At 30.2% G+C, this 13,997-nt stretch carries 10 protein-coding genes; 2 read left to right on the top strand and 8 right to left on the bottom strand.

The window, feature by feature from the left end; translation table 11 throughout:
- Positions 1 to 3: 3 nt before the first annotated feature.
- From clpX to CSPT_RS02055, 4 genes are all read right to left on the bottom strand, one after another.
- On the bottom strand, positions 4 to 1,239 hold the full coding sequence (gene clpX / locus CSPT_RS02070) for an ATP-dependent Clp protease ATP-binding subunit ClpX (protein ID WP_089182079.1): 1,236 nt from the start codon (positions 1,237 to 1,239) through the stop codon (positions 4 to 6).
- Positions 1,239 to 2,027, bottom strand: a complete 789-nt coding sequence (gene lpxA, locus CSPT_RS02065) for an acyl-ACP--UDP-N-acetylglucosamine O-acyltransferase (protein WP_089182078.1) — start codon at positions 2,025 to 2,027, stop codon at positions 1,239 to 1,241. The genes clpX and lpxA overlap by 1 nt, the downstream gene beginning before the upstream one ends.
- Before the next feature lie 5 nt (positions 2,028 to 2,032).
- Positions 2,033 to 2,470, bottom strand: coding sequence for a 3-hydroxyacyl-ACP dehydratase FabZ (fabZ, locus tag CSPT_RS02060; protein WP_089182077.1), 438 nt, complete (start codon positions 2,468 to 2,470; stop codon positions 2,033 to 2,035).
- A 67-nt stretch (positions 2,471 to 2,537) separates the two neighbouring features.
- On the bottom strand, positions 2,538 to 3,611 hold the full coding sequence (locus tag CSPT_RS02055) for an epoxyqueuosine reductase QueH (protein WP_089182076.1): 1,074 nt from the start codon (positions 3,609 to 3,611) through the stop codon (positions 2,538 to 2,540).
- A 57-nt stretch (positions 3,612 to 3,668) separates the two neighbouring features.
- On the opposite strand from CSPT_RS02055, the gene CSPT_RS02050 reads away from it, so the two are divergent.
- Positions 3,669 to 7,085, top strand: a complete 3,417-nt coding sequence (locus tag CSPT_RS02050) for a DUF748 domain-containing protein (RefSeq protein ID WP_089182075.1) — start codon at positions 3,669 to 3,671, stop codon at positions 7,083 to 7,085.
- Positions 7,086 to 7,093: 8 nt separating this feature from the next.
- Complete coding sequence (locus CSPT_RS02045) at positions 7,094 to 7,762, top strand: MOSC domain-containing protein (protein ID WP_089182074.1); 669 nt, start codon at positions 7,094 to 7,096, stop codon at positions 7,760 to 7,762.
- On the opposite strand, the gene nhaA is transcribed toward CSPT_RS02045, so the two are convergent.
- The 4 genes from nhaA to dsrO form a co-directional block, all read right to left on the bottom strand.
- Positions 7,759 to 8,919 (bottom strand): Na+/H+ antiporter NhaA, encoded by a 1,161-nt coding sequence (nhaA, locus tag CSPT_RS02040; RefSeq protein WP_089182073.1) that lies wholly within the window; start codon positions 8,917 to 8,919, stop codon positions 7,759 to 7,761. The two genes, CSPT_RS02045 and nhaA, sit on opposite strands and share 4 nt — an antisense overlap.
- Positions 8,920 to 9,039: 120 nt before the next feature.
- Entirely contained in the window at positions 9,040 to 12,009 is a 2,970-nt protein-coding gene (locus CSPT_RS02035) for a molybdopterin dinucleotide binding domain-containing protein (RefSeq protein ID WP_089182072.1), read from the bottom strand.
- Positions 12,006 to 13,169, bottom strand: a complete 1,164-nt coding sequence (gene nrfD, locus CSPT_RS02030) for an NrfD/PsrC family molybdoenzyme membrane anchor subunit (RefSeq protein ID WP_089182071.1) — start codon at positions 13,167 to 13,169, stop codon at positions 12,006 to 12,008. The genes CSPT_RS02035 and nrfD overlap by 4 nt, the downstream gene beginning before the upstream one ends.
- On the bottom strand, positions 13,162 to 13,962 hold the full coding sequence (dsrO, locus tag CSPT_RS02025; RefSeq protein ID WP_089182070.1) for a sulfate reduction electron transfer complex DsrMKJOP subunit DsrO: 801 nt from the start codon (positions 13,960 to 13,962) through the stop codon (positions 13,162 to 13,164). The genes nrfD and dsrO overlap by 8 nt, the downstream gene beginning before the upstream one ends.
- Positions 13,963 to 13,997: the final 35 nt, after the last annotated feature.

Here is a 13,997-nt window from a genome sequence, read left to right as displayed (position 1 = left end):
CCTTTATGCTGTTAATTTATTATGTTTTACAAAAATAGGTTTTGCACCATCGTTTACAACTTCTTTTGTTATGATTACATCATAGTTTTTAAGCTCAGGAAGATCAAACATAATATCAGTCATCATCTCTTCCATTATGCTTCTTAAACCTCTTGCGCCAGTTTTTCTTTTAAGTGCCAAAGAAGCTATAGCCTTTAGGGCTTCATCATCTATTTTTAAATTTACCTCATCTATTGCAAAAAGCTTTTGATACTGCTTAACTATGGCATTTTTTGGCTCTTTTAAAATCCTAACCATATCGTCTTGTGAAATATCATTTAGCGTAGCAACCACATGAAGTCTTCCTATAAGCTCTGGTATCAATCCATAATGAACCAAATCATCCGGCTCAACAAAACTTAATAATTTCTCTTTTTCACTCTTACTTCTCTTATCTTGACCAAAACCTAAAACATTTTTACCAAGTCTTTTTTCTATAATATCACTAAGTCCGTCAAATGCACCCGCACAAACAAATAAAATATTTGTAGTATCAATCTGTATAAATTCTTGGTTTGGATGTTTTCTACCACCCTTTGGTGGAATATTTACAACACTTCCTTCAATTATTTTAAGAAGTGCTTGTTGAACGCCCTCTCCGCTAACATCACGCGTAATTGATCTATTTTCGCTCATTCTTGAAATTTTATCTATCTCATCAACAAAAACTATGCCATGCTCTGCTTTTTTTACATCTCCATTTGCAACTTGAAGAAGCCTTGTAAGTATGTTTTCAACATCTTCTCCCACATAACCAGCCTCTGTTAGGCTAGTCGCATCGCAAATTGCTATTGGAACATCTAAAAATCTAGCTAAAGTCTGAGCCATCAATGTCTTACCACTGCCGGTTGAGCCTAAAAGCAAAATGTTTGATTTTGAAATTTCAGTGTCATCTTCTATGTTTGATTGTTTAAAAATTCTTTTATAGTGATTATAAACACCAACGCTAAATATCACTTTGGCTCTATCTTGACCTATGACATACTCATCTAGCACAGCCTTTAGCTCTTTTGGTGTTAGATTATCATAAATTTCTTTTTTATCTTCATTTTTTTGATCATTTTCGCCATTTATTCCATTTAACATATTATAAGATGCGGTTATACAATATTCGCAAATAAAAGAGTTTCCGTCTATGCTTGTAAGAAGTCTTCTATCTGCTGATTCTTCTTTGTTGCAAAAGCTACATTTTCTAGCCATTAATCTTTTCCTTTTTGTAGAGGAATTCCTCTTGTTGTATTTAATATAAAATCGCACATTTTAAGAACATGCTTATTATCGGTTTTTTCTTTTAGCTCTTTGGCTTGGTCTTTTAAACCATTGCTACTTTTAAAAAGAAATTTAAAAGCCTGATTGATTATCTCAACTTGTTCTTTATCGAACCTTCTTCTTATTCCAACTAAATTTAAGCCTCTTATATAAGCTCTGTTACCCTCAGCCAAACAAAATGGCACTATATCTTGAGAAAGCGCCGAAGCTCCTGCTATCATACAGCTTTCGCCAATTTTTACAAACTGATGAACCGGTGTCAATCCGCCAATTACGGCATAATCGCCCATCTCGACATGACCTGCTAAAGTTGCGTTATTTGCCATAATAATGTTGTTTCCAATAACGCAATCATGTGCTATATGACAATAAGCCATTATGAAAGCATTATCGCCTATCCTAGTAAAACCATCGCCCTTATGAGAACCAGAGCTTATTGTGCAAAATTCATGAATTGTAGCATTTTTGCCTATTATAAGTCCTGTTTTTTCGCCAACTTCAAAGCTCATATCTTGGGGTATTTCGCCAACTATAGCATAGCTAAATACTTTTCCGCCATCTCCAATAGTAGTATCGCCAATGATTCTTGCACCCTGTTTAATAATACAACCATTTCCTATCTTAGAATCTTTGCTTATAAAAGCATTAGCTTCAACTATAACATCATCTCCTAGTATAGCTCCATCTTCTATTATCGCTCTAGGATCTATTTTATTCATCTTTTCTACTTATCCATTATCATTGCTTGAAGCTCTGCTTCGGCTACCAAAATATCATCCACAAAGGCTTCGCCTTTTAAAATCCAAATTTTACCTCTATGCTTTAACGCTGATAATTTATATACTATAGTGTCGCCTGGTTTTATAGGACGACGAAATTTAGCCTTGTCTATACTCATAAAATATACGACTTTATCCGACAAATCTTCATCAGGCATACTTTTAAAAGCCAAAACCCCGCCAGCTTGTGCCATTCCTTCTATTATCATAACTCCTGGATATATAGGATGAGAAGGAAAATGCCCTTGAAAAATTTGCTCTCCTATGGTTACATTTTTTATCGCTACAATGCTCTCGTTTGGAACAATATCTATAACCCTATCTATAAGCAAAAACGGATATCTGTGTGGTAAAATTTTCTGGATTTCTACTATGTCTATCATTAGCTTCCTTACTTACATAAATAACTAAGAATTGTAACTAAATAATGCTAAAATTTAGCTAATAAGTTTAATTAAATTTTGCTATTTTATGCCTTATGTCTTCATAAAGTAAGCATTTTGCATATATTTGAACTTTTGCATTTTTTATCTCATCAACCACTATAATTGGGCTTAAACTATACTCTTTGCAAATATATTTTCTAAGCATCAACTCTTTTTTTATACTTGGTGGATTATAAATAATTTCTCTAACTTTTTTATAATTTGTTTTTAAAATTTTATTAAAAAATTTCAATGATATAAATTTGATTTCGTCTTTGCAAAATGCAGTATTTTTATCATTTTTCAAATTTAAATTAACACTTTCTTTTCTAAATTTACTCAAATATAAAAAGTAGCTATCAACAACTTTATCATCAAATTTTACATATGCATTTAGCAATCTATAATTTAAAAATCTATCTTTTATGATTTCAAATTTAATATTTTTATCTTTTAAACGATGAACTTTTTTATATAAATTTAACTTTTCTTCTATGGAATTTGGTAGATTTTGATTTCCGATATCACTTATCATTTCGCTCATAAAAAGATTTTGCTGATCTCTTTGTTTTTTTAGAGCAAAAATGCAACCGCAGTAATTTTGTGCATACAAATTATCACTTTTTGCTAGGCTCATTTGCTCGCTGGTTCCACCATTTTTCCTATAATCTGGTGCTATAAATTTAATCTTAAATTTATCACAAATTTTCTCTAAAGAAGTGTTAAGTTGCATAAGAGATTTTTTAGGACTCATAAGAAGTGTTGTAGTGATTGTATTTTCGCCAAGCTCCAAGGCTTTTTGCGCTGTATTTTCTAGCCTAAAATCAAAACAAAACTCACATCTTTTGCCTTTTTCAGGCTCATTTGCCATATATTTTGCACCATCAAGCCAAGAGCTTAAATCATACTCGCCTTTTATAAGCTTAATTCCAAGAGTTTTACAGCTATGTTTTACATCTTTAAAACGCAATAAATACTCACTATATGGATGTATATTTGGATCGTAAAAATAACCTGTAATTTTCTCATTTGGATAATCTTTTTTCAATCTTTTTAAAAAATAATGACTATCAACAGAACAGCATATATGAACTAACATTCATCTACCTTTTTTTGTTATAATTATATACACAAATTTTATAAAAAGGCTTAATATATGAGTAAAAATAAAAAAATTTCTATAGTTATTTTATGCTTTATTGGTTTTATTTTTATCATTTATACACTATTTGGATTTTTAGGAATTCCTTATATTTTAAAAAACAGCATTCCATCATCTTTAAAAAAACAAGGAATAGAACTAAATATAAAAGATGCCAAATTTAACCCTTTTACATACGATTTAAACATAAGCGAAATTTATATAAGCACTTTTGAAAAAATCTTTAGTGCAAAAAAAATAGACCTTGATATAGACATCTTAAAAATTTTTAAAAAAACTATACATCTAAATACTATAAAACTTGATACCCCGGATATAAACATTTTAAAAGACACAAATGGAACTTTTAACTTTGCTGCTTTTTTACCAAAAGATGAAAAAGATGAAAATGTTGGCAAAACTTCTTCATTTAATTTTATTTTAAATCGTCTAGAAATATCAAATGGTAAATTTAGTTATAGCGATAACTCCCTAGATAAGCCTTTTAATATCAGCTTAGATGATATAAACTATAAAATTTCAAATATCAATATGGCAGATGAAAACATGGGTCATCATACGCTTGATTCCATATCAAATTTAGCAAAAAATATCTCTATAGATAGCGGCATAAAGATAAAACCGCTTACATTTCATGGAAATATAAAAGTTCAAGATCTTGAGCTTAATCCAGTTTGGTTATCTTTCTTAGAAAATATGCCATTAAAACTAAAAAGCGGAAAGCTAAGCACGCAGATAAACTACAACATTATTTTTGATAAAGATAAAATGTATTTTTTGATAGATAACTCAAATTTAACATTAAATGACATTTTGGTTTTAGATAAAAACGACTCTATATCGCTTGGGGAGCTAAATATACCAAATATCAACATAGTTTCTAACATAAAACCATACGATGTATCAACTATGATAAATTTTGAAAATTTAAATTTATTAAATTTAAATCATAGTAAAATCGGACATATAGACGCACTAAATTTAATACAAAATAATTTAAATATCGCTCTAAAAGATAAAAATACAATTTTAGACATTAACTCATCAAAGATAGCCAGCAAAAATATATCTTTTAACAAAGATTTAGCTTTATCTAGCGATGATCTAAATGCCTCGAATATCTCTTTTATGTTGCAAAATATGGATGGAAATTTATCCATAGATACAAATTTAGCAAAACTTGATATCAAAAACTCACAATTTAACATAGATAAAATGAAAGCCAGTTTAAATGACGCAACACTAACAAATGCAAATTTTACTCTAAAAGATAAAAATATCACATTTAAAAATGACACATTAAATACAGCTGATTTTTCATTTTTTATAAACAAAGAAAAACTTCTTAACAATCAATCATCAAATCTTAGCAATCTTACTTATACATTTAACAATCAATCATCAATCATAAATGCTGATAGTTACGAACTTTCTAAAACTACTGCTTATAGTAAAAATTCTAAATTTTCTTCATTTGAAAAACTAAATTTAAAAGATATAATTTTTGATATAAATGATTTGAATTTAAAAATAAATACTATAAATTTAGATACTTTTGATTTTAAAACAGACATAAATAAAAACGGAAAAATAAGCGTAATAGAAAATTTACCATCTATGCAATCCACAAATAAGACTTCTAAAAACAATAAAAAACAGCAAAATAGCCATAAAAAGGCTTTTTCTTACTCTATAAACCAGATAAATATAAATAACTCCAAAGCAAATATAAATAACATTATGGATGATTTTAATGTAGTTCATAAATTTGATGATATAGATATAAAAATAAAAAATTTTACTTCAAATTATGCAAAACCTTTCGGTATTTCTTTAAGCTCTAATTCAAAAGATATCTCTTTAAAAACATCAGGCGAAGTATCTATAAATCCATTTAAAACAAATTTAAATATAGACTTATCGCATAGAAATTTGCCATACTATATGCCTTATGCAAAAGAATTTATGGATGCAAAACTTCAAGATGCAAAGATGAGTTTTAAAAGTAAGTTTAAATTTGATAAAACACCACAAATACAAGGAAATCTTGAGTTAAAAGATGTTTCTTTGTTAAATCAAGAAGATTTTGGTATTTTTTATATAAAACAATTTTACATAAAAAATATTCAATACAATACTAACTCACTAAATTTAGATGACATAACTCTACAAGAGCCGTATTTGAATGTTTATATCGATAAAAATAAACAGGTAAATTTATCAAAGATTATCAAAAAAGATGAATCAAAAAATGATAAGCAAGACAAAAAAGAAGATCAAAACAACAGCAAATTTGCGATATCTATAAACAAAATAAAACTAGAAAATGGCACACTTGATTTTAGTGATTATTCATTATTTACACCTTTTGTAACTAAAATTTCAAATTTACAAAGCATAGCTTCATCTATAAGAAACGATAAAATCAGCCATATCAACCTAAAAGGAACCGTTGGTGCAAGTGGATATAGTTCCATAGAAATACGAACAAAACCATTTGATCCAAAAGATTACACCAAAGTAAATATGACTTTTAAAGATATTAATTTGCCTGATGCCACTCCATATAGTGGCGAGTTTGTTGGATATGAGATAGATAGCGGAAGACTTAATCTAAGTTTAGTATATGATATAAATAATTCTGTAATGCTTTCTGAAAATATCATAAATATCGACGCACTAGAACTTGGAAAGAAAGTCCAAAGTGATCAAGCTGTAAATTTACCACTCAAACTCGCAATATCCATACTAAAAGATTCAAATAATCAAATAACAGTAAGTCTGCCTATAACTGGCGATTTATCAAATCCAAAATTTAGCTATGGCGGCATTGTTTTACAAGCAATAATGCAACTCTTTACAGATATAATCACAAGTCCTTTTAAATTTTTAACATCGACTCTTGGGATAAAAGGTGAGCATATGGATACGATTGATTTTAAACCAGGAAATGATAATCTAATAAGCTCAGAAAAAGCAAAAATTCCAAATTTTGCTCAAATAATAGAACAAAAAGATGGCATAAATATAACGATAACTCCGGCTTATAATAAAAAATTAGACGAAAATGAATTTCAAAAAAATAAATTTGAATCCGATATATCAAGATATATGATGAAAGATGGATTATCATACAAAGATGCCCTTGAAAAGCTTAGGATTCGCTTCTTTCCAAATAAAAATTTTCCTTCTTTGCAAGAGACAACAAATGCTATAATTGCAACATATGATATAAAGCAAAAATACTTTGATGAAGTTGCGATAAACAGAGCACAAAATATCAAAAATGCTCTTATAAAAGCAGGAATTCCTAAAGACAGGATAGAAATTTTAAAAACAAATCCTAATGGAAAAATAAAACAAAATTTATATATAAGCGTAGAAATGGGAATTGTAAGAAAAGAAAAATAAAGGAGAGAATTTTGGTTTATTCTTTACAAATCGGAAATATAAAAAAATACAGCGATGAAAATAGAAAAGAATTTAGCAGTGCTTTGATAAAAAATATTTATCAACATAGAATAACAATAGATATAAATGGCGTAAACAAGGATTGTATCTCAGATACAAAAAACCATGGCGGGACTAATAAAGCTGTATTTGCAAACGCTCTTAGTAATTATAAAATTTGGAATGATTTTTTAGGGAAAAAGCTAAATATAGGTGATATGGGAGAAAATATCACTATGAAAAATCTTGATGAAAATAGTGTTTTTATAGGAGATATTCACTACATAGGATCTTGTATTTTGCAAGTTTCCCAGCCAAGAAAACCTTGTGCCAAGCTTTATAAAATACACAAAAATAGAAATTTTACTAAATTTATATTTAGCTCTGGACTAAGTGGCTGGTATTATAAGGTTTTAAAAAGCGGCGAATGTTTGCTTGGAGATGAAGTAAAAGTTGAGCAAATTGAAAAAACTAGATTAAGCATAATGGATTTAAATAAACTATTTTTCGCACCAAAAGAAAATATAAAGCTTTTTGATAAACTAAAAAATCTAAATACTATCGAAAACAACTGGGTAAAAACTATACAAAAACGCTTAGATTATAGTTATGATAACTCATACATGAAAGAGCTTTAAGCTCTTTTGCCAAGTATGAAAGCAACTATTCCAGATAAAAATGAACCACACAGTATGGCTAGTTTTTCTGTGCCACTATAAAGTTTTAAAGCTTGTTCATCATATGCAAGATTGCTTATAAAAAGGCTCATTGTAAAACCTATACCGCAAAGTATAGCAACTATATAAATATGTTTATAATTTGCACCATCAGGCAAATTTCCAAAGCCTAATTTTACAGACAAAAATGTAAACAAAAATATACCAATTTGCTTTCCTATAAAAAGACCAAAAAAGATCCCCATAGGAACTGTGCTAAAGATTTGATTAATCTCAATTTGACTTAAAACAACGCCTGCATTTACAAAAGCAAAAAGTGGTAAAACTATATAATTGACAGGAAATTTAAGAGCGTGTTCCATATCAGAAACTATAGGCTGTTTCTTTTTAGAATAAAGAGGAATACTAAAAGCTATCAATACCCCAGCTAAAGTTGCATGGATACCTGAATTTAATATACAAAACCACAAAAATATACCTAAAACTATATAATAAATTTTATTGTCTACATTCTTTTTATTCATTAAAATCATAATTAAAAATATAAACAATCCAAATGATAAATACATAAAATTAATATTATGTGTATAAAATATAGCAATAACTAAAATTGCAAAAAGATCATCAACAATAGCAAGTGTTAAAAGAAATATCCTAAGCGAACTTGGTAGATTTTTAGATAGTAAAGCAAATATTCCAATAGCAAAAGCAATGTCAGTAGCCATTGGTATAGCCCAACCTTTGATAGCAGTACTATCGCCTAAGTTTATGAGTATAAAAATCAACGCTGGAAATATTACTCCTCCTATGGCTGCAAACACAGGAACTAAAACTTTTTTAAACTCACTTAATGCGCCTTCTAAAATCTCTTTTTTAAGCTCTAATCCAACCATAAAAAAGAAAATAGCCATAAGAGCATCATTTATCCAAAAATGTATATTTTCATCTATATGTCCATCTCTAACAACGCCAATTGAAAACTTAAAATGAACAAAAGAATCATAAAAATCACTTAAAATTGGCGTATTTGCAAAAATTAAAGCTAAAATAGTAGCAAGAAAAAGAACTCCTGCTGCTAAAGCATCTGATGAGTTTAGCTTGTTTATAATATCTCTCATAAATCCCCTTTAATATATTTAAAAAGTATATTTAAAAGAGGTAAATAAAATTAAAATAACTAAGTAAAAATATTATAATATACTAACAATATATCTATATATTGTTAGTTATTTTTAAATTTATACTTTTTTGATAGTTACTGGTATAGCTTGTCTTGCATTTGAGCCAATCATAAAATCACAAAGTGTATGATATTTGCCTTTTGATAAATCTCTAAGACCTAGTTTATTGATATTTATACCAGTTTTTCTAAAAGCAAATCCTTTTATCAACTTACCATCTATATAAATATCGTTAGCACCCTCGCCATCTCTTCCAACACCATGAGATATAGCTATTGCTTTGGGATGAATGCCTTGTTTTACCTTAGCAATGTAAGCTAATGTGTTTGATGATGAGCTAATCTCTACTGTATCGCCATCTTTTATGCCCAAATTTTTGGCTGTTTTGGTATTTATCTCTATAAAATTTGTATAAAAGATTCTTTTTAAATTTGAGCTAGCTGTCGTAGGAGAAGAAAAAACAGCTGGCTTATAACTAAAAGCAAGAAGTGAGTTGTTTAAATTAAATTCTTTTCCATCTGTATATCTTGGTGCATAAAATTTAGGTGAGCCGCTAAATTTTTCACCTGTTAAAGAATTTGTAAAATTTGCCACATCTTCATTATAAATAGCTATTGGTGTATCATAAATTTTATTTATATACTCGTCTTCATAAGATTTACTTTTATCCTCAAATCTTCCGCCCCTAGCCATAGCATAAGCTACTTTTCTCCAATTCTCGCCACAAACTTCTTCTAATTTGTCTTTATACATAGTCTCTAATCCACTTAGTTTTAACTCTTCATCACTTATTTGAGGGGCTGGATTTTTGCCATCAAGAACAACATTTTCAAACACTCTTAGATAATAATCTTGCGGTCTATCAAGACTAAATTTAGAACCATCATTTCCATATATTGCATCTTTACCAAAACCAGGAAGATTTAAAGCTTTTCCAAGTTCTATTACAAAACTATCCATCGTGATAGGCTCACCATTTGCAAATTTATCATTTTTACTCTCAATAATCGGATATCTAAAATTAGAAGCCTTAGTTTGCGATGCACCCCAAGGACTAACAACACCCCAAGTTTCATACATTACACTATCTGGAACGATATAATCAGCAAAAATTGAGCTTTCATTTATAAACGGATCAATTGCTATGAAAAGAGGTATGCCTTTTTTTGGATCTTTTAAAGCCTCTTTAATGCTCTCACTACCGCTTTGTGCATAAATGAAATTTGCATTCCAGCTTATAAGACAATCAAGACTATAAGGGTAAGAGTTTGCAGAATTTGCTACAAAATCTTGTTGATTTGCATTAGTCAGTGGGTACCACATACCTTTTGCTGGATATGGATTTTGCTTTGCCTCAATCTTTCTTTTATATTCACTAGTTTTTTCATAAGCAAATTTTGACTTATCAATCCTAACACCACTTGGTTTTACCTTGCCCTCATAGGCTGTAAAGTTATATTTTGCACCATTTATATCTTTAAAGCCACCTCCTCCCATGCTTACGCCACCTTTATAATTGAGATTACCAACCAAAGCACCAAGCATCATAATCGCATAAGTAGTATAAAATCCGGTAGTATGCATTGTCCCACCATGACAATCAGTTGCAACAGCTCTACCATGGCTTGTAAATTCTATGCTCAAACTTATAATATCTTCTACACTAACACCACAAATTTTAGAGTACTCATCCAAACTCTTTTCATTTGCATTGTTTTTAAGCTCAACAAATGATGTTTTTAAATTTTCATCTTCATACGATATTTGACCAGCTTTACTTAAATTTGCACTAATAATGCTTTTACTTTCTTTATCAAATACCATAAAATTTCCATCATCATCACGCAAAAATTTACCAGTTTTTTTATCTATTAGATGGCTTGCGTTAGTAAAACTATGCTCGTTTAATTCGTTCATTCTTTCTTTGCTTGGAATTTCAAGATAATCAATGTTGTAGCGATTATTTTCTATGATATATCTAATCATTGCCATTACAAATGCAAGATCACTTCCCGGTAAAATCGGAACCCATTTTGAACTGCTAGAAACTGCGATATTATCACTATTTGTAAGAGTTGGGGTAATGGTTACATATTTTAAGTCGCCATTTGTGCGGCTTTTAGCTAAAAGATGAGCTTGTCTTTTAAATGGATTTCCTGCTTGAGATGGTGCAGTTGCGATATTTAGTATAAATTTACAATTCTCAAAATCTGGTTTTACATGGGGATAATTTTTAAAATTATTCAAATACGCAGCCTCTCCCGCTCTCATAGAAAGCCCACATGTTCCAGTGTGTCCTGCAAAATTTATAGTGCCAAAACTTTGCATAAATCTTTGCTGTATAAATTTTTGTCTTCCCTCATCACCTGTGCCAAATATGGCAAGTTTATTTACCATTTTGCCAAATTCTGGATTTTCATCATCTATATTTTGCTCTAAATTTCTAATCTCTTTTAAACCTTTTACATGACCTTCGCCAAATAAATCTCCACCATTAACAATCTCTTTTATAAGCTCCTCTGGGCTTATTTTAACCCACTTATTTTCGCCTCTTTTTCCAGCTCTTTTTAAAGGAGTTGTAACTCTAAATTTATCATCAATCTTATCAAAAACTATATTTCCCCTAGCACAAACTGTTGAACGATTTACATTTTTTGTATCGCTTGTAAATTTAAAACTATCTTGCAAACTTGTCTTATAATCAAGCCACGGATCGCTTGAAAGAAGGCTGTAAGGATTACCAAAAATACGCTTTATCTTGCCATTTTTATCAATCTTAACTCGCACACTACAATGAGTAGTACAGCCATTACAAACACTTGGAAAAACTTTAAAATCTTCATTTATAGCCATTTTTCCATCTTTAAAAGAAATTTCTGTCTTTGGTGCATCACCATAAATTGCATCATCGGCATTTTGTCCTTTCGAACTAAGCGTAACAAGTGATGAGAGTGCTTCATTGTATCCCTCAACGCTTAATGCACCAGTTGCGGCAGCAGTGCCTAATAAAAAATCTCTTCTTTTCATTTGTTATCCTTTTTATAATATCTATTCATTTCTTTATCCCAAGGAAAAATAGCCATCACGATACACAATAAACATATAAATAGTCCCCAGTTTGAAGCAACTGCGATAATGCTATCTTGTCCGCTGATGTGTGGGGTGTATTCTAAAAAGCTGCCGCTAGTTTTTGGCATACTCTCTCCACCAATAACTGTATTCCATCTAAAAAGCCAAACGCCAGCAGCACAAATTACACCAGCGATAATGCAAACTAGTAAATTTGTCCTTAATTTTGGTAAAAAACCTACAACCATAGGAAAAACCAAACACAAAACATACTCAATCCATAAAACCTCATTAAAATGCAGCGAGAAAAACTCAGTTATGATGTATTTTTCGCCATCATTAAATGGCATAGCAAAAGTTAGCCAAAAAAATCTAATCGCCAAATCAATTACTATAAACCAAGACAAAAGCCACATTAATCTAGAAATCATATCCTTATCTACTTGTTTAAAATCAGTAAAAAATCTTTGAAATATAGGTAAGATAACTATCATAAGACCTGTTCCTGAAACCATAGCAGAAGCAAGAAAAAGGATTGGCATAAGTGGAGTATGCCAAAGCGGAATAGAATGCACAACTCCTAAAATATACCCAGTATATCCATGCACACAAAGAGCAAGTGGAATTCCCACAACACCAAGTATAAAGCCGATTTTATGATCCTTATTCTTTTGAGTATCATTTAGCTGCGTTCTACCAAGACATGCTAATTTATATATAAATTTCCCACTTTGCTCATAGTTTTTTGCAAAAAATTCTCTATATAAGATAAGCGCTTCAAATAGTATCAAAATAGGATATACCAAAAGCAATAAAACGCCCCACTTCATCGGAGATGTAGTAAAATTTTCCCATCCATATAAAAAGAAATTAAAAAGTCTTCCGGGTTGCTTTAAATCGTCTATTAAATTCATAGGTGCTGCCGCTAATAGCACAAAAGCAAGTAGTAGTGCAAAACCGGCTATTGGCTTATACTCTTTTTTGCCAAAGACATGGGCAAAACTAGATAGTATAAAAGCCGCAGCAGAACTTCCTGTAAACCAAAAATAATTTGGTATATCAATACCCCAAGGTCTATATACTGTGATTGTATGAAGAGTATTTATGGTATCAAACATTTTTCGCTCCTTTATAACTTGTACTCCACTCTTTTACCTTATAGCCATCCATTTTTTTAGCAAGATCTTCAAGTGGAGAATTTGAGATAGTTGGAAATGAAATATTATCATCAAGACCGATATAAAAAACCTGTGGTTTGGTACCACTTGCAGGATTTAGCGTAGAAGTTGGGTTTTGAGAAATAATCTTATAAATTTCTGAATCTTTATCGTTTAAATCGCCAAAGATACGGGCTCCACCAACGCAAGTTTCAACACAAGCAGGAAGTAAGCCATTATCAACTCTATGAGCACAAAATGTGCATTTATCGGCAACTTGTGTTTTGTTATTGATAAATCTTTTATCATAAGGACAGGCATTTATGCAATATCCACACCCCCAACAAATTTCATTATCTACAACTACAATCCCATCTTCTCTTTTAAATGTTGCACCAGTTGGGCAAACACTTACGCAGCTAGGATTATCACAATGATTACATAGTTGTGGTAAAAATATTTTTCTCACATCCGGAAAAACGCCCCTTTCATACTCATTAACCCAAGTTCTGTAGTTATCCTTTGGGACTTCATTTTCTACGATACAAGCACTCGTACAAGCTTGACATCCAACGCATTTTCTAAGGTCAATAAGCATAGAATAGTGCTTTTTACCATCTCCTGTGTATCTAAGCTCATCATTATCTCTTCCAGGATTTTTTAGGCTAAATCCATGAGCATAATTTACAAAAAATGAGGAAGCAAATAAAACAGATGAGTATTTTAAAAAATTTCGTCTTTGATTTTTTTGCATGTTTAACTCCTAAAATAAACAAGCAAATATTATAA

It is taken from the genome of Campylobacter sputorum subsp. sputorum (genome assembly GCF_008245005.1).
Classification (GTDB): Bacteria; Campylobacterota; Campylobacteria; order Campylobacterales; family Campylobacteraceae; genus Campylobacter_F; species Campylobacter_F sputorum.
The sequence above is the reverse complement of the archived record's forward strand: the minus strand, read 5'-3'. Positions and strand labels throughout refer to the sequence as shown.

Coding starts and splice junctions, on each gene's coding strand:
- nrfD (WP_089182071.1), bottom strand. CDS start 13,169: ATGTTTGATACCATAAATACTCTTCATACAATCACAGTATATAGACCT.
- CSPT_RS02050 (WP_089182075.1), top strand. CDS start 3,669: ATGAGTAAAAATAAAAAAATTTCTATAGTTATTTTATGCTTTATTGGT.
- fabZ (WP_089182077.1), bottom strand. CDS start 2,470: ATGATAGACATAGTAGAAATCCAGAAAATTTTACCACACAGATATCCG.
- dsrO (WP_089182070.1), bottom strand. CDS start 13,962: ATGCAAAAAAATCAAAGACGAAATTTTTTAAAATACTCATCTGTTTTA.
- clpX (WP_089182079.1), bottom strand. CDS start 1,239: ATGGCTAGAAAATGTAGCTTTTGCAACAAAGAAGAATCAGCAGATAGA.
- CSPT_RS02035 (WP_089182072.1), bottom strand. CDS start 12,009: ATGAAAAGAAGAGATTTTTTATTAGGCACTGCTGCCGCAACTGGTGCA.
- nhaA (WP_089182073.1), bottom strand. CDS start 8,919: ATGAGAGATATTATAAACAAGCTAAACTCATCAGATGCTTTAGCAGCA.
- CSPT_RS02055 (WP_089182076.1), bottom strand. CDS start 3,611: ATGTTAGTTCATATATGCTGTTCTGTTGATAGTCATTATTTTTTAAAA.
- lpxA (WP_089182078.1), bottom strand. CDS start 2,027: ATGAATAAAATAGATCCTAGAGCGATAATAGAAGATGGAGCTATACTA.